This window comes from Proteus terrae (genome assembly GCF_003144325.1).
Lineage (GTDB): Bacteria > Pseudomonadota > Gammaproteobacteria > Enterobacterales > Enterobacteriaceae > Proteus > Proteus terrae.
The window spans coordinates 123,373-141,150 of record NZ_PENS01000001.1 but is presented as its reverse complement, the minus strand read 5'-3'; the positions used below and the strand labels follow the sequence as shown (position 1 = coordinate 141,150).

The following is a 17,778-nucleotide window of genomic DNA, read 5'->3' as shown; positions in this document are numbered from 1 at the left end:
TTTATAAGTTTTTCTATTTTTATAAATGTATATTGCCCGCACAATTGTTACTTTTTATTTTATCTTCAATTTCTGCTGGTTCTTTCATCAATATCTCATTTGTTTCTTACAAATCTCGCTCAATAGGTCGTCCCTGTGTTAGCATAGAGATAAATCTTGTTCAAATTTAGCGGAATCAATGAGCTATCAGGTACTTGCCCGTAAGTGGCGCCCACAAACTTTTAACGATGTTGTTGGTCAACGTCATGTGTTGACGGCTTTAGCTAATGGTCTTGATCATCAGCGACTTCATCACGCCTATCTTTTTTCTGGCACAAGAGGTGTTGGAAAAACCACTATTGCCCGATTATTTGCCAAAGGGCTTAATTGTGAAACTGGCATTACGAGTAAACCTTGTGGTCAATGTGCAAATTGTCTTGAAATAGAACAAGGGCGTTTTGTCGATTTAATTGAAATCGATGCCGCATCTCGTACTAAGGTAGAAGACACCCGTGAATTGCTTGATAATGTTCAATATGCGCCTGCTCGTGGACGTTTTAAGGTCTACCTAATCGACGAAGTTCACATGCTTTCTCGTCACAGTTTTAATGCGCTATTAAAAACATTAGAAGAACCGCCAGAGCACGTTAAATTCTTATTAGCGACGACCGATCCACAAAAATTACCTGTCACGATTTTATCGCGTTGCTTACAATTTCATCTGCGTGCATTAGATATTGACCAGATTGCAACACAACTCGAAAAAGTGCTTGCAGCTGAGCATATTGAAAATGATGTAAGAGCGCGTCAACTTATTGCGCGTGCCGCTGATGGCAGTATGCGAGATGCATTAAGCTTAACAGACCAAGCTATTGCAAGTGGCGAAGGTGTTGTCAGTGCAGAAGTGGTTAGCCAAATGCTTGGCACGATTGATGATGCTCAGCCTTTAGCATTGATTGAAGCGCTGGCAAAAGCCGATGGTCAACAGGTTATGTCGCTGGTTAATGAAGTTGCTTCAAGAGGTACTGACTGGGAAAATCTCTTGGTTGAAACACTCTCATTACTACATCAAATTGCAATGTTGCAATTATTGCCAAGTGAAGAGGATCCTCAAGCACAATTTACTCAAGAGCGCTTACGTTTATTGGCTAAATCTGTTTCTCCACAAGATTTACAACTCTATTATCAAACCTTATTAGTAGGGCGAAAAGAGCTGGCTTATGCGCCAGATAGACGTATGGGCGTTGAAATGACGCTACTACGTGCGCTTGCTTTTCATCCTAAAACAGTGATTGACGAAATACCTTCTGCGCCATTAGCACAAACGTTACCTTCGGCATCACTGCCTGCGAATAGAATGTCTGAACATTACGCCCCGCAAGTGGCGCAAACGCATTCGTCTCAAATGGCTCACAAACCATCTTCACCAACAGAAAATAGTGCTTCATTAGGCAATAGCCCTGCTGCACAACTTTTAAGAGCAAGGCAGGCAATAAAGGGGACGGAACAACAAACCCCGCCAAAAAAGTCTGAACCGGCGACGCCTAATCGGGCTAAGCCGGCTGCTAGTGCATTAGAGCGGCTAGCAGCCGTGAGTGAAAAACGCCAGCAAGTTGCTAAGCGTCAGACTAATGCGCCTGAAAAAAAGAAAAAAGAAGAGTATCAGTGGCGTCCACAAAACCCTGAATTAATGTCAACGCAAGAGGTTGTTTCTTCACCAAAAGAGCTCAAAGAAGTTCTCGAATATGAAAAAACACCTGAATTAGCAGCAAAAATTGCTAAAGAGTCGCAAGAAAGAGATGCTTGGGCTGCTGAAATTGACAAAATGCCACTGCCTAAATTAGTACAACAACTGGCATTAAATGCGTATAAAGAGACAGTAAGTGAAGAAAACGTTATTTTGCATTTACGAACTAAACAGAAACATTTAAATTCAGCAAATGCGTTACGCACGCTCACTAATGCGTTAAGTGAATTGCATGGAAAAGCAATTTCACTCACAATTATAGAAGATGATGATCCAGCGGTAAAAACACCGTTGGAGTGGCGACAAGCCATTTATGATGAAAAATTGGCGTTATCGCGTCAATCGATTATTACGGATAAAACGATTCAAACATTACAGCAATATTTTGATGCTGAACTGGATGAAGAAAGTATCCGACCTGTTTAATCGCAACATGTTGTATGACTTCATACTGTGTGGCTTTTACAAAGAGAGACAATTATGTTCGGAAAAGGTGGTTTGGGTAATCTGATGAAGCAAGCCCAACAAATGCAAGAAAAAATGCAACAAATGCAAGAAGAGATCGCAAACTTAGAAGTGACTGGTGAATCTGGCGCTGGCTTAGTTAAGATCACTATCAATGGTGCTCATAATTGCCGTCGCGTTGAAATCGATCCTAGCCTGCTAGAAGATGACAAAGAGATGCTGGAAGATCTGATTGCTGCTGCCTTTAATGATGCTGCGCGTCGTATTGATGAAACACAAAAAGAAAGAATGGCCTCTGTTTCTAACGGTATGCAATTACCACCAGGCTTTAAGATGCCATTCTAATGCAAACCAGCCCACTTCTTGAATCATTAATGGAAGCGTTGCGTTGTTTACCCGGTGTCGGACCTAAATCAGCGCAACGAATGGCTTTCCAACTGCTTCAACGTGATAGAAGCGGTGGTATGCGACTTGCACAAGCACTCACGCGTGCAATGTCTGAAATTGGTCATTGTTGTGATTGCCGAACCTTTACTGAAGAAGAGCGTTGCACCATCTGTGCCAATGTTCGCCGTCAGCAAAATGGGCAAATTTGTGTTGTCGAAAGTCCTGCGGATATTCATGCTATCGAGCAGACAGGGCAGTTTGCGGGACGATACTTTGTTTTAATGGGGCATTTATCCCCTTTAGATGGTATTGGGCCTATGGATATTGGTTTAGATAGACTTGAAGAACGCTTAAGCCAAGAGACTATTTCAGAAGTGATCTTGGCTACAAACCCGACCGTTGAAGGTGAAGCTACAGCCAATTATATTGCTGAAATTTGTGCTCAGTATGATATTGCTGCTAGCCGAATTGCTCATGGAGTTCCCGTGGGCGGTGAGCTTGAAATGGTCGATGGTACAACGCTTTCGCACTCTATCGCTGGACGCCAAAAAATCCACTATTAACATCATAAATAGTTTATTAAAAAGCACCTTTTTACTTTATGTAATGAGGTGTTTTTTTTATCTAAAAGCTCGAAAAGTATCTCAGATTTAGCCAAAAACTAGCTTAATGAGCTTTAAGGCAAGATTTTTATTAGATATATCTTTATCTTCAATTTATTGCTTTTTTCTTTCTGATGAATTTCTTGTCTTTATGTTACATTAATCATTATCATGAAAAATAATAACTGAATGATGGAGCATCTTATGATCCCTGACGTAGCCTTGGTTGATAATAGTGAACAAAGAACCCCACTGATCTTAGTATTAGATAGCTCTGGTAGTATGTATGGACAGCCTATTCAACAACTAAATGAAGGCCTTAAGCTACTAGAACAAGAACTAAAAAATGATGTTATTGCGGCAAAACGTGTGCGTATTTTAGTGATTGAATATGGCGGGTATGACCAATGTACAGTTCATGGTGATTGGAAAGATGCAATGGACTTTACGGCACCTGTTTTAGAAGCAAATGGTACAACGCCTATGGGGCAAGCCATTACGCTAGCGCTTGAAGAGATTGAAGCTGAAAAACAGCACTTTAAACAAGCAGGTGTTGCTTATACTCGTCCTTGGCTGTTTTTAATGTCTGATGGTGTTCCGACAGACCAATGGGAGCAGGCTGCACAGCTTTGTCGCCAAGCCGAAGAAAGTCAAAAAACAGCGGTATTTCCTATAATGGTTGATGGTGCATCAGCGGAAGTCATGGGGAGCTTTAGCCGTAATGGTGTTAATGGTGTGAAAATGCTTAAAGGATTGCAATTTAAAGAATTGTTCTTATGGCTAAGTGCTAGTATGCAGGTGGTTTCTCAATCTACACCGGGTGGCACAGCACAATTACCTTCAACTGATTCTTGGGCGAGTGTACCTGTTTGATGAATGATTGGTTAGCTTATGGGGCATCAGTGACAGGCATAGCCCATCAAGAACGTCAAATTCCCTGTCAGGATGCTTATTTTATTCGTCGCAAAGGTGAATATCTTATTGCTGCGGTTTGTGATGGTGCGGGCTCTTCTCGCTATAGTGAACAAGGTGCTCAGCTTGTTGCTCGGTTATTTACGCTACGAATTACAGAGTGGCCAAATATTGATTTGTTAACTGAAAAACAGATAGCACAAGGGGCTAAGCAACTTATTGAAGATATTCGCCTCCAGCTTGCCGAATATGCAGAAATAAAACAGTGTGCGCTTAATGAATATGCATCAACACTGGTTGCATGTTGGGTTGGTGATGATAGTGGCTATTTGTTCCATCTGGGTGATGGTATTGCTGTGGTGGAATACTGCGATGGTACAAGTTATGTATCACAGCCAGAAAACGGAGAATATGCGAATCAAACTTGGTTTGTGACATCAGAAAATTGGGAAGCACACTTACGCGTTATTCCCCTAAATAAACCAATAAAACAAGTTATTCTGATGTCTGATGGTGTACAGCCTTTTGCTATGAATAAAGCGTGTGATGCCCTTTATGAACCGTTTATTACCCCCGTGATCCGTTATTTAAAAACAGTTTCAGAAGATAGCGGAAGTGAGGCGTTAGCAGGGACTTTAGCTGATCCTCGAACACATTCAATCACAGGTGATGATAAAACCTTAGTTATTTGCATCAGGGATGAAGAGTTGTGGTAAAAGCGAGAAAAAAAGGGATGGCTCAGCCAGTATCTACGCAACTACAAGATGAAAACGGCAAGATTTATCAAATAGGTAATTTGATAAAAAGCGGTGGTGCAGGTAGCGTTAGCCATATTAATAACGCACCTTTCCAAGTTTCAAAAGTTTATCATGACAAAATTGATAAAGCTTATTATCTGAAAAAGATCTCGGCGATGCAGAAATTAGAACCTGCATTAAAGCCTGTCTCTGTTAACAATACTCCTATTATCCAACTCGCATGGCCCCAAGCTCGTTTATACAATAGTCAAAAACAATTTGTTGGCTTTGTGATGCCTGAACTTGATGTCAAAAATACTATTGAATTGGAATACATTCTTCAAGAACGCCAAGCCAAAGCTCATGGGTTACCTACGGGAATGGGGGCAAAAGTTAGTCTCGCATATAACCTTTGTTCATTGATTGATGCTTTACATCAACAAGGGCATCGCATTATTGATATGAAACCGCTGAATTTGCGGTTTTATAAATCAAGTTTGTATATGTCTCTTCTAGATTGTGATGGATTTAGTATTCAAGGTGAGAATACACGTTATCCCGCAGGACAATTTACCGTCGAATATTTAGCGCCAGAATTTCAAGCCAAGCAAACTATTCCTGAAGCAGAGGAAGAGTGGCAAGACCGATTTGCCTTAGCAGTAATTATTTTCCAGTTGCTTAATTTTGGTATTCATCCTTTTAGTGGTCGCCCTAAAAACGACACTGTACCTACGGATATTCCAAGGCGTATTGCTGGGCGTTTTTACGGTTATGGTATAAAAGCGCATAATTTAATTACACCTAGTGTGGCGAGTGGACATAAACAATTACCCGATACATTAAGAACACTCTTTGATAAAGCGTTTTCTGGTGCGCCTTCATTAAGACCAAGCGCCAAAACATGGTCTACAGCGCTTTATGAATATGCACAACCTGAAAAGCAGCAAATGTTGGTTTGTCAGAAAGAAAAAAACCACCAGCATTTTGCGGGTAAAGCCTGTGCTGCATGTGCAAGACAAGCTCAATTACAACAAGTTGCAACGACTCAAAAACAAAATGAAACGCAACGAGAGCAGGTAGGTAAAACCAGAGTACAAAATGCTACAGTTAGACAAGCGACAAGACGCACAGCTCCGCCTAAACCGCGACAGCCTCCTGCGATTTTTATTGCTATAAAACAAGCAATAAGTAAAGTCCCTAAGGTTATTTTACATACCGCAATTGCCATGTTGGTTCCTGTGATATTTGGATTATTGCTGATGAATTTTATTCCGCAGGGTATAAGTAGTGGGTTAGGCCCCAATTGGGTCTCGGATTTAATCAAAGCGGATTATATTGAACAAATACTAATAACAATGTTGAGTGTGATGTTTTTAATGGTTTCAGCCATTATCTTGTTAGTTATTTTTGTTTTCCCTTCAATGCATATTTTGAAAAGAAAGCCATAGTTTAGGGAAAATAATATGAAAAAAAGAATAAAGCTGATCCTCATTATTATTGGCGTTATAACGTTACTGTTCCCTTTTTGGTTGCCAGCCTTCCTAGTTTCAACCTTTAGCTTGATTGATGGTTTTAATAGTAAAATTCTCCCCGCATCAGTTCGCTTTGATGAGCGTAATTTCTTACTGGGATTATGGCTAGGCTCTCTCATTATGACGATTGTTATGTTATTGCAATCGTGGAGAGCTAAAAATATTTACTATTTATTTGGCGGAGGGCTAGTGCTTTTAATGGCGCTAGGTGTGTCATTTTCGGTGATCCCAAAGAATGAATTAGAAGATCGTCGTCGTTTTGTTTTACAAAATATCGAACAATCTGAATGGCAAAATTTTCATTATTTTGTTGTTAATAGTGAAGATGATATTCGTAAAATTATTCGGTCTAATCAAGCTAAAGCATTGGCATCTATTAACGCTATTGAAAAAGCACGAATAGCTTTACCAGGATTAGATTATTTTAGTGATGATGTGACTGCTGCGACAAAAGCGAAAGAAGCTTATTTAATTCATACAAAAGGAACACCAGAACGTGCGGACGCTTTAAAAACACTCAATTTTTATGGCGACTGGCTATTAAATCAACCTGAGATTATGGTTGCTCAGGCATTAGCTTCCCTTTCAAATAGTCATGATGCTCAATTAACGCAATCAGGTATTAATGTTATTGCTGTTGCCCCCTTATCACCTGAGGCATGGCAAGTTTTAGCATTGACTTATATTGCTCATCGTTCCCCCGATGCTCAGATTGAAAAAGCGATGTTAGCTTTAATGGTAGCCGATACGTTGAAACAGGCTAAGCAAGGGCATAATGATATTTCAGCACAACAATTATTGAAAAAAGCAATTTCAGAGCTTACTGAAAATCAACGGCAGATTTATCAAATATTGCAAGCGCGTGTTATCGAAGATCGTTTTTATCGACAAAACAGTACACCACCAGAAGAAGTCACTAAGCTTGCTAATCAGCGATTACCAGTGAGTAATGCAATTAATAATGATTTAACCACTTATCTTGAAATGCAATCAATGATGGGAAAAGAGTATCCTGGAGAAGTGATTGTTGAATCACCTAATGAAGTGAAAAACTTAACTGAGATCCGTTATCCAACCATCAGAAGATATATCCCCCGCGCAGAGGTTATTTTATCCGTTGATGTTGATCCTCAAGGGCGTATTTCAGGGCTTTGGGTGCAAAACAGTAGTGGTGTTGATGCTTTCGATGATCAAGCTGTGAGTGCTGCTCGTTATTGGCGTTTTATGCCAAATAAAGACGGATATCGCCAACGTGTAACAGTGCGTTTTGAAAGCACTCTCCTTGGTTGGAAAGAGTATGCTGTTAAGCTGCAATCAACATTGATAAAACTGGTTAAAGCTTACGCAAGACAAGAAGCTAAAGGGATAACACTTACCGAAAATGTTTATTCAGAATTGAAAAAACAAGCGCCAGAATTAAACGATGAAAGAGAAGTAACTCGCTCTAGCTATGATCCTTATGCTTCTTATTACCCTAGACTATCGCAAAAACAGCAAGAAAAGCGTGCAACGTTACAAGCAATCTTAAAAGAGTTGCAGACATTGCCTAATGGCGAGAATAATCATGAAAATTGGGATAACAGTATTCGCTTTTTAAATGAAAAACTCGTTATGAATCAAGATAACGATGATGTTGTTAGAATGGTTGCGCGTTTTGAGTTGCAGTATTACAACGTGGGAACTAACAACTTAGCCAGATCACCTAATATTTATCCGCAAGATAAAGAATATTGGCAAACTTTATTATTGAAAGCGCGTACTCATTTTGAACAAGCTATTGCATTAGATCCTGAGCGTGAAGATGTCTGGTTAGGTTGGGGAATAACATGGCTTGATGAAGATCCAGAAATTGCCGCAGGTGCATTTGCGAAAGCTGCACAGCAAAAATCGAAAGAGAGTATTAGTTCTTTAATGCAAATGCTAGAAATGAGAATGGTGATAAATACACTTGAGGGTGCTCGTTTAGAGCGCTATCAAACCTTACGAGCAAGAATGGATATGCGTTATTTACCTGAAGGTGTTGAAGTTAAGCCTTCTGATGATTATCTCAGTGATGACTTAACACAAATTCAGTTAGCTCAACGTGCAATACCGGCATCAGATCCGAATAGCAAAGTTGTTCGTTCATTTTTGAATACCGATAAAATTGAGCAATCAAATCGGACATTTAGTGTTGATTTCTCATCAGCGAATATCAAAGGTAGTAATCAGCCACTACCAAAAGTGAATGCGCCTGACTCCGCACCTAAAACAGGAGATATGATCTTACAACTTGATGTTGATCCTCAAGGTGTTCCTACTGTGGTGTTATTGAAATCTAGTAGTGGAGATATGAGCATAGACGATGCTGTTATTGATGCTGCATATCAATGGCGTTTTAATGGTTCACCTACTCGAAAAGGTAATGTACTTTTGATATCAGTTCAATTTAGCCAATAATTACCATTTAATTAAATAATGTTATAAAAAACCTCCTTTTTTGTTAGAAAAAAGGAGGTTTTCTTCTATTTGGAGATTTTCTAACTTATTGAAAGTCATAAAATTGTTATCTAGATCACAAAAAAATCACCATTTAAAAATAACAGAACCACTTAACTGAGAAAACAGACCGCTTAATTCGTTATACAACCGCTAAGAGATTTAGTCACACCATTCCCGTGTAAGAATTCTTATTATGTATCTGCGGGCAGTTATTTCTCAGATTCGCTCAAATTATTCTCTGCTGTCCCGCATTACTCTTTGGCTGTTCGGTCTTGCCTGAAAAAAAGGTGTCTCATGAACAAAAATGCATTTTTAAAGCACATACCTTGGGTTATTCTCGGGATTATTGGTGCTTTTTGTCTTTCAGTAGTTGCACTTCGCCGTGGTGAACACGTTAGTGCATTATGGATAGTTGTTGCTTCTGTTGCTGTCTATTTAGTTGCTTATCGTTACTATAGTCTTTACATTGCTCAAAAAGTGATGAAATTAGATCCAACAAGAGCGACTCCTTCTGTTGTTAACAATGACGGTTTGAACTATGTTCCTACTAACCGTTATGTTTTATTTGGTCACCACTTTGCAGCGATTGCAGGTGCTGGTCCTTTAGTTGGCCCCGTTCTTGCCGCACAAATGGGGTACTTGCCAGGTACACTTTGGCTATTAGCTGGGGTTGTGCTTGCTGGTGCTGTACAAGACTTTATGGTGCTGTTTATTTCAACACGCCGTAATGGTAATTCACTTGGTGAGATGATAAAGAAAGAGATGGGTCCTATTCCGGGTACTATCGCTTTATTCGGCTGTTTCCTTATCATGATCATCATTCTTGCAGTGCTTGCACTTATCGTTGTTAAAGCATTAGCAGAAAGCCCATGGGGTGTGTTCACTGTTTGTTCAACAGTACCTATTGCCCTGTTTATGGGTATTTACATGCGTTATATTCGCCCAGGTCGTGTTGGCGAAGTGTCTGTTATCGGTATTGTATTACTGATTGCCGCGATTTGGTTTGGTGGTGTTATTGCTAGCGATCCGTACTGGGGACCTGCGTTAACCTTTAAAGACACGACAATTACATTTGGTCTTATTGGTTATGCTTTCATTTCCGCATTACTGCCTGTTTGGTTGATCCTTGCACCTCGTGACTATTTAGCCACTTTCTTAAAAATTGGGGTTATTGTCGGTTTAGCGGTTGGTATTGTTATTCTGAACCCTGAACTGAAAATGCCAGCGATGACTCAATATATCGATGGTACAGGTCCATTATGGAAAGGGGCTTTATTCCCATTCTTATTCATTACTATTGCTTGTGGTGCTGTATCTGGTTTCCACGCACTGATAGCATCGGGTACAACACCTAAACTTATTGCCAATGAGATGGACGCACGTTTCATCGGTTATGGTGCAATGTTAATGGAATCATTCGTTGCAATCATGGCGTTAGTTGCGGCTTCTATTATTGAACCAGGCCTCTATTTTGCAATGAATACTCCACCAGCAGGTTTAGGTATTACTATGCCAAACCTTCATGAGTTAGGTGGTGAGAATACAGCAGTTATAATGGAACAGCTAAAAGATGTTACCGTACATGCTGCTGCAACGGTTAGTTCATGGGGCTTTGTTATTTCGCCTGATGAAATCTTACAAACAGCAAAAGATATTGGTGAGCCTTCTGTATTAAACCGTGCTGGTGGTGCGCCTACCTTAGCTGTTGGTATTGCGATGGTATTCCATAAAATCATTCCTGCTGCGGATATGGGCTTTTGGTATCACTTTGGTATCTTGTTCGAAGCGCTCTTTATTTTAACGGCGTTAGATGCAGGTACACGTTCTGGTCGTTTTATGTTCCAAGACTTGTTAGGTAACTTTATCCCTTATCTGAAGAAAACAGACTCGTTCATTCCAGGTGTTATTGGTACAGCGGGTTGTGTAGGTTTATGGGGATATTTATTATACCAAGGTGTAGTTGACCCATTAGGCGGTGTTAAGAGCTTATGGCCACTGTTTGGGATCTCGAACCAAATGTTAGCAGCGGTTGCTCTGGTGTTAGGTACTGTTATCTTAATTAAGATGAAACGTACTAAGTATATCTGGGTAACGGTTATTCCAGCAGCATGGTTATTAATTTGTACAACATGGGCATTAGGTCTGAAATTACTGAGTGATGACCCACAAATGGAAGGTTTCTTCTATCTAGCAAATGAATACAAAGCGAAGATTTTAGCGGGTGGTGCTGACTTAACAGCTGCAGAAATTACCAATATGAATCATATTGTAATTAATAACTACACTAATGCGGGCTTAAGTATTCTATTCTTAGTGGTTGTTTACAGTATCATTTTCTACGGTTTCCGTACCGCAATGAAAGCACGTAAAAACCCAGAAGCAACTGCACAAGAAACACCTTATGTGCCTATGCCAAAAGATGTAAAAGTGTCCTCAGGTCACTAACTTCAGGTTGATAGGTTAAATCCCCGTACTGGTTTGCCAGTACGGGGCTTAGGAGAAACTTATGTTTGGTAATTTAGGACAAGCTGGAAAATATCTAGGACAAGCAGCACGTATGCTAATAGGTATTCCTGATTACGATAATTATGTGCAACACATGAAAGATAACCATCCAGATAAGCCTGTTATGACCTATAACGAGTTTTTCCGTGAGCGTCAGGAAGCCCGTTATGGCGGTGGTGATGGTAAAGGCGGTTTTCGCTGTTGCTAATGATCCGTAAAGGAGATAAATGATGGAACCTATTGCAGTGACAATACTGACCGGTTTTTTAGGATCAGGAAAGACAACACTTTTACGTCATATGCTTAATGAAGAGCACGGCTATAAAATTGCTGTTATTGAAAATGAATTTGGTGAAGTACCGATTGATGATGAAATCATTGGTGATAGAGCCACCCAAATAAAAACACTAACCAATGGTTGTATTTGTTGTAGCAAATCGAATGAATTAGAAGACACACTATTAGACTTATGTGACAGTTTGGATCGCGGTGAAATCGAGTTTGATAGATTAGTGATTGAATGTACAGGCATGGCTGACCCCGGCCCTATTAGCCAAACATTCTTTTCTCATGAAATTATCTGCCAGCGCTACTTGTTAGATGGCATTATCACGCTTGTTGATAATGTTCACGCTCAGCAACAACTGGATCAATTTACGATTGCACAATCACAAATTGGTTATGCAGATCGCATCTTATTAACGAAAACAGATGTTGCGCCAGCCTCTCCTGAACTAATGGCACGACTAAGACGTATTAATGCCAGAGCACCTGTGCATACCGTTATTCATGGACAAATTGATTTAGGATTACTGTTTAACGTAAAAGGTTTTATGTTGAACGATAATCTCGATGTAAAACAGCCTCTGTTCCGTTATCAGGCTGATAATCAAGATGACATCAATTCGATTGTACTAAAATTTGATTATCCCGTTGAACTGCAAGAAGTTTCAGATGTAATGGAAAAATTACTATTAAGTTTCGCTGATAATCTTTTGCGTTATAAAGGGATATTAAATATTAAAGACCAACCTAATCGTTTGTTATTTCAAGGCGTACAACGCCTTTATAGTGCTGATTGGGATAGACCGTGGCATGAAGATGAAACTCGTCAAAGCACATTGGTTTTTATTGGTATTCAATTACCAGAACAAGAGATAAGAGCCAGTTTTGATGCATTGATGCCTAGTACAAAAGAAAAGGCTTATTAACCGAATCCCCTGTAGTGAGTGTTAGAAAGTAGTAAGAAGTAGAGTAGTAACCGTAGTAGTTGTAAATAGCAGTAACGAATATTGATAAGCTCCTGACTTGAGGAGGATCCTGTTCCTAGGATCTTATATTTCACCCCATAATGACTAACATTATGGGGTGCTTTTTTAAACGCTTAAATTAGCCATTGGCAACGGCTTTATATTCCATTATCTCAATAATTTGAACATCGGTATGTTGCATTGCACGGCTTGCTAATGCACACAGATTTTCAATTGTAGAATCAACGTCATGAGCGACAATACCGTCATTACCTGTCACATAAGTGTTATCTAGCGCCATTAATACAGCTTTATAAGCTGCACTTGCTCCAGTTGAGACTTTCATTGCACAGCTATTAGATGCGCCATCACAAATCACACCGCTGATATCACCAATCATGCTACTAATTGCCATAGCCATAGATTCATAACGTTCATCCATTAGCCATGCAATTGCGCCAGCAGCGCCCATTGATGCTGTTGTTGCTGCACATAACGCAGATAGTGCCGGAAACTTATGGTGAATATAGATTGCCAGTAAATGGGAAAGCATTAATGCTCTTGCCATTTTTTCTTCGCCAACTTGCAAATATTCAGCAACCACTACGACCGGCATCGTTGCGGCAATACCTTGGTTACCTGAGCCTGAGTTACTCATCGCCGGTAAAACGGCGCCACCCATACGTGCATCAGATGCCGCAGAAGTACGGATCATGATTTCTGATAATAAATCTTTTGCTAATAAGCCACGCTGTTGTTGGCGTTGTAAAGTTTGCCCAATATGTAAACCATAAGTATTGTTCAAACCTTCTTTTGATAATGCATCATTTAAGTGTGCTGACTCAAGGATAAAAGAAATTTCTTCTACTGGAGTTTGAGTCACAAATTGGTAAATTTCTTGGGTATTGGTTTGAGTTAACGTTTCTTTAATTTCACAAGGTGATGCAGACTGTTCTGCGTCATAGCAAGTGTTATCAAGAACAACATGACCGTTATGAATAATTTTGACGATATTAGTGTGATTACCAGCAATAATCACTGTTGCGCTATTTTCACCATCTTCAACAGTCACTTCACTATAAAGAACTTCTTGGCACGCTTTTTTAATTGAAACGTTTACAATGCCAGCAGCTAATAGCGCTTTACTTTGCTCAACATGATCAGGAGTCGCATTCTTTAATACTTCAAGGCCAGCTTTACAATCACCACCAACGGCACCTAGGCTTGCGGCGATGGATAATCCCACCATGCCTGTACCCGGTACAGTTACACCCATACCGTTTTTCATTAAATTGGGAGAAACTTCTGCACTAATACGGGTAATAGCGTGTTGTAAGTAACTTGCTGCTGTTGCAGCCGCTAATGCAAGCGAGATAGGTTCTGTACAACCTAAAGCGGGTTTAACTTGTTGCTTAACTGCCGCTATCAATATTTTCCAACGAGAAGATAATTGTTCTTTCATTGCATACATCCAATAAACAGTATGAGAATTCAAAGGGTTATTCTATTTCTAATATCATCATCATACTGAATTTATTGGAGAAAGTTTTTTCTGAATTTACTAACATTGTTCAAATTTTGAGAAAATATTACCCTTTATAGCTTCTGTATTAGTAATTTTTTCCACATAAAATAAAAAAATGTTTTGACTCTTTAATGTAATTTATGAGTGCTAAAGAAGGGAGGCTTTGTATCTAATGTATAAATTAAGGAGGATAAAAATGAAGGTAAATAAGATAATTTAAAAAATAACGATGAGATTAAATAAAAAGGCAATAGAACGAATACACAATTCTATTGCTAGTATAATTATCATACTTAATGTGGGCTAACTCAGAATCGTTAAAATAAAAATAATGAATGAATATTTTCAATATCACATTTTTATTTTAACAAAGCAGATAATAGGCTCATTGTTTTTCAGTGTATAAGAATAATGCTTTATTCTTTTGTTAATATTTTCATAATGATAGCTTTGATGTTTGTTTTAGAATAAGTAATTAAATAAATTTTTAAAAAAATAAACAATTAGTTATTGTTTATAAAAATAACAATAAAATATCTTTGACTATTTTTAATATGTTTATTATTTGAAAATAACCTGAAGCAACAAATATTGCTTCAGGTATATTTATCAATAATAGAAGATAGCAATAATAGCGCTGTGGAATACAAAACCTACCATAAGCGGTATTGCAGTCCTTTTTACAACATCAAATGGTTGTAATTTCGCGCCACTAGATACTGCAATGATAACCCCAGCCACAGGAGACATACCTCGTCCCATATGTGATGCTTGTTGCATTGGTAAAATCATCGCAATTGGGTTTACACCCATGCTATGGGCAATTTGTGGAATAAGTTCAACGAACGCAAGGAAAGGCGCATTACCTGAACCCATAATAATTGCTGCTGCTAATGTTACGATAGCGAAGACCAATGCCATTGCAAATGGTGGTAAACCAACAGATTCCGCCATCACGATCAGGCTATCAATTGCACCACTGACTTTAATACCATGAGCAAAAACACCTGCTGCGACTAATAATCCCACAACGTTACTAAATGCAGAACCCATACCTTTTAAGAAATGCTGGAAGCCTGCACACACTGATTTAAAATCACGCAAGCGTAATGTTTCAATCAGCATACAAATTGCCATTGAAATTAATACGATCGTGACTACATCAAGGTGAATACCTTCAACAAAGAGGCTTGATGAACCGACTGCCATTATGATTGGTAACATTGGCAGTAAGGCATAAAAGCCGGGTACGTTTTTATCACTCTTTGCTTCTTCAGACACTTTACCTAACTGAGGTACAAATCCGGCTTTACGGTCACAATGGCGCTGCCAGAAGATATGTGTAATACCAACAGCTAATACGGTTGCAATCGCCGCAGGGCCTTGGTAATAAAGCACATATTCAACAACCCCTAAATCAACCGCTTTTGCACCACGAATGGCATCAATGGCAGTTGGGGTATAAGCAACACCCAATGAAGTTGCAATTACACCCGCAGCTGAAGCTGGAGATAAGCCAAGTCCTATCATAATCGGGAACATCGTACCCATTAATAGAACGGCCAATCCAGTTGCTGAAGGAATAGCAAGTTGCAAAATACTAGCGAGTAAAAACGAGAAAAATAGCAATACATAAGGTGAGCGCATATTTTTCAATGGGCGAGTTGCAACACGAACAACGGCCTCATTGGCGCCAATATGATCCATATAATGTGCAAATCCCATCAGTGCCATGATCATTAAACCAAGATCAGCCGCACGACTACTAAAGAGATCACGCATTACTTCAAAAGGATCTAACCAACCGATACCTGTTGTTTTGACATTTTTAGGAAGAATATCTCCCCAACCAAACATCATTGTTAGCGCCATTAAGGCTAAACCAGCAACTAACAAAACAGGTTCTGCTTTATATCCTTTCAAGATCATTCTAGCGACAATAACAACGACAATTAAGACCGCAAGAATTTGGATCATGCTTTAGCTCCAGGTGCAAAACGCTCTGCTGTGATCTTAACGACAGATTTTAAGACATCACTGGCAGCATAAAGCGATTTAACGGGTAGATATTCATAAATAGAGTGGAAGTTATGAGCGCCAGTAAAGATATTAGGACAAGGTAGGCCATTTTGAGAGAGTGCTGCGCCATCATAACCACCACGCATTGGAATTGGGCGAGGTGTAATACCATTCGCTTCATAAGCAGCCACAGCAATATCGATAGGATAACGATTATCACCTTGCAGGCTATTAAAGACGTTGGCATAACGGTCAGCAAGTTTACAAGCTACTGAACCTTCACCCCATAAACCTTCACAATAATCGGAAAGTTGTTTTAAAAATGCCATACGTTGTGCATAACCTTTTTCGGTGAAATCACGCACATCCATTTTTAATACAGTACGGGCACTATTACCTGCTAATTGTTTGACCCAATAATAACCTTCACGGCCTTCGGTATATTCAGGTGCTTCACCGCCCGGTAACATGGCAACAAATTTGTGCGCCATTAACAGTGAATTTTTTAATTTACCTTTTGCTGACATTGGGTGAGCAGATGCACCTGTAAAAGTGATTTCAACATCACCAGCATTCCAGTTTTCATACACTAATTCACCAATACCACAGCAATCTAAAGTATAGGCGAAATCAGCACCAAACTCTTTAGTATCAAAGACTTTAGCACCACGTAAACCCTGTTCTTCATCGGGAACAAAACCGATTTTAACGGTACCGTGTTTAACTTCAGGGTGTTGTTTAAAGTATTGCAACATATCCATAATAGAAGCGATAGCAGCTTTGTCGTCAGCGCCTAATAAGCTAGTACCATCGGTTACGATAATATCGTCACCAATATAATTTTCTAATTCAGGAAACTCGCTTTGACGTAAAAAGATCTCAAGTTCTTTATTTAAGCAAAGATCGCCACCTTTATAAGGTAGAATTTGCGCTTTGGTATCATTAGTTTGTTCAGCACTGGTATCTAAATGGCCAAAAAAAGCAACGGTTGGAACTTCATAGTCAAGATTAGAAGGCAGTGTTGCGGTAACAATCGCAGTATCACGAATTTTGATATCTTCAACACCTAAAGTTTTTAACTCTTCGACTAATTGTAGAGCTAGGACTCGCTGACCTTCCGAAGAAGGCATAATACCAGCTGCGCCATTTTCCCTATTTGTGGTGGTGTTAACTTTTGTATAAGAAATAAACCGTTCAACGAGATTCATGACAATACTCCATTGTGTTTTTAATTGTATTCTTTGTATTAATACTTACTTATTTCATTTATTAGAAAAGACTAACACTTACTTGTATCATAAAAAAAACAATAGGGAATTATAGAAAAATTATTATTTTTAAAATAATAATTTAATGTTAATTATTATTTAATTTTTGGTTTTCTCTTTATTAGAAAAAATAGTGTTTTTTGTAGGTTAGGTTCTTGTATTTAACTTATGGGAACGTTTTTCTGTGATCTTAATCATGGAAAAAGCACTGTAAACATTAAATGTTTTAAAAATATAAAAATAATCATTACTTATTTTAATGTTTTATTTTATTAAATAATTATATTTTATTGACTTTTTTATGAATCTTTTAGCAAATAATGATTAAAAAAACATAACTTATTGATAGAAGTTAATTATGATATACGT

General features: G+C 38.9%; 13 protein-coding genes. 10 read left to right on the top strand and 3 right to left on the bottom strand.

Features of this window, described 5'->3' with window-relative positions; translation table 11 throughout:
• Positions 1–178: 178 nt before the first annotated feature.
• From dnaX to yjiA, 10 genes are all read left to right on the top strand, one after another.
• Positions 179–2,152: a DNA polymerase III subunit gamma/tau gene (gene dnaX, locus DK857_RS00620; protein ID WP_109401296.1), complete on the top strand. Its 1,974-nt coding sequence runs from the start codon at positions 179–181 to the stop codon at positions 2,150–2,152.
• A 54-nt stretch (positions 2,153–2,206) separates the two neighbouring features.
• Complete coding sequence (locus DK857_RS00615) at positions 2,207–2,536, top strand: YbaB/EbfC family nucleoid-associated protein (protein WP_023580840.1); 330 nt, start codon at positions 2,207–2,209, stop codon at positions 2,534–2,536.
• Positions 2,536–3,141 (top strand): recombination mediator RecR, encoded by a 606-nt coding sequence (gene recR / locus DK857_RS00610; RefSeq protein ID WP_069368552.1) that lies wholly within the window; start codon positions 2,536–2,538, stop codon positions 3,139–3,141. The genes DK857_RS00615 and recR overlap by 1 nt, the downstream gene beginning before the upstream one ends.
• A 243-nt stretch (positions 3,142–3,384) precedes the next feature.
• Positions 3,385–4,053: a vWA domain-containing protein gene (locus tag DK857_RS00605; protein WP_227003096.1), complete on the top strand. Its 669-nt coding sequence runs from the start codon at positions 3,385–3,387 to the stop codon at positions 4,051–4,053.
• Entirely contained in the window at positions 4,053–4,808 is a 756-nt protein-coding gene (locus tag DK857_RS00600; protein ID WP_109401294.1) for a PP2C family serine/threonine-protein phosphatase, read from the top strand. The genes DK857_RS00605 and DK857_RS00600 overlap by 1 nt, the downstream gene beginning before the upstream one ends.
• A gap of 17 nt (positions 4,809–4,825) precedes the next feature.
• Entirely contained in the window at positions 4,826–6,277 is a 1,452-nt protein-coding gene (locus tag DK857_RS00595; RefSeq protein WP_157957583.1) for a DNA-binding protein, read from the top strand.
• Positions 6,278–6,292: 15 nt separating this feature from the next.
• Entirely contained in the window at positions 6,293–8,800 is a 2,508-nt protein-coding gene (locus DK857_RS00590) for a TonB family protein (protein WP_109401292.1), read from the top strand.
• A gap of 336 nt (positions 8,801–9,136) precedes the next feature.
• Positions 9,137–11,287, top strand: a complete 2,151-nt coding sequence (locus DK857_RS00585) for a carbon starvation CstA family protein (protein ID WP_109393270.1) — start codon at positions 9,137–9,139, stop codon at positions 11,285–11,287.
• 61 nt (positions 11,288–11,348) lie between these two features.
• On the top strand, positions 11,349–11,555 hold the full coding sequence (locus tag DK857_RS00580) for a YbdD/YjiX family protein (RefSeq protein WP_004245057.1): 207 nt from the start codon (positions 11,349–11,351) through the stop codon (positions 11,553–11,555).
• A gap of 22 nt (positions 11,556–11,577) precedes the next feature.
• Positions 11,578–12,558, top strand: coding sequence for a GTPase (yjiA, locus tag DK857_RS00575; protein WP_109393271.1), 981 nt, complete (start codon positions 11,578–11,580; stop codon positions 12,556–12,558).
• Positions 12,559–12,736: 178 nt separating this feature from the next.
• Here yjiA and DK857_RS00570 read toward each other — a convergent pair whose 3' ends face one another.
• The 3 genes from DK857_RS00570 to pepT all read right to left on the bottom strand — a co-directional run bounded on the left by DK857_RS00570 (position 12,737) and on the right by pepT (position 17,349).
• The gene (locus tag DK857_RS00570; protein ID WP_109393272.1) at positions 12,737–14,059 is read right to left on the bottom strand and encodes an L-cysteine desulfidase family protein; all 1,323 of its coding nucleotides are present in this window, start codon (positions 14,057–14,059) and stop codon (positions 12,737–12,739) included.
• 672 nt (positions 14,060–14,731) lie between these two features.
• A complete protein-coding gene (gene dcuC / locus DK857_RS00565) occupies positions 14,732–16,099 on the bottom strand; it encodes a C4-dicarboxylate transporter DcuC (protein ID WP_109393273.1) in 1,368 nt (455 codons plus the stop codon).
• On the bottom strand, positions 16,096–17,349 hold the full coding sequence (gene pepT, locus DK857_RS00560) for a peptidase T (protein ID WP_099659957.1): 1,254 nt from the start codon (positions 17,347–17,349) through the stop codon (positions 16,096–16,098). The genes dcuC and pepT overlap by 4 nt, the downstream gene beginning before the upstream one ends.
• Between the last annotated feature and the right edge of the window lie 429 nt (positions 17,350–17,778).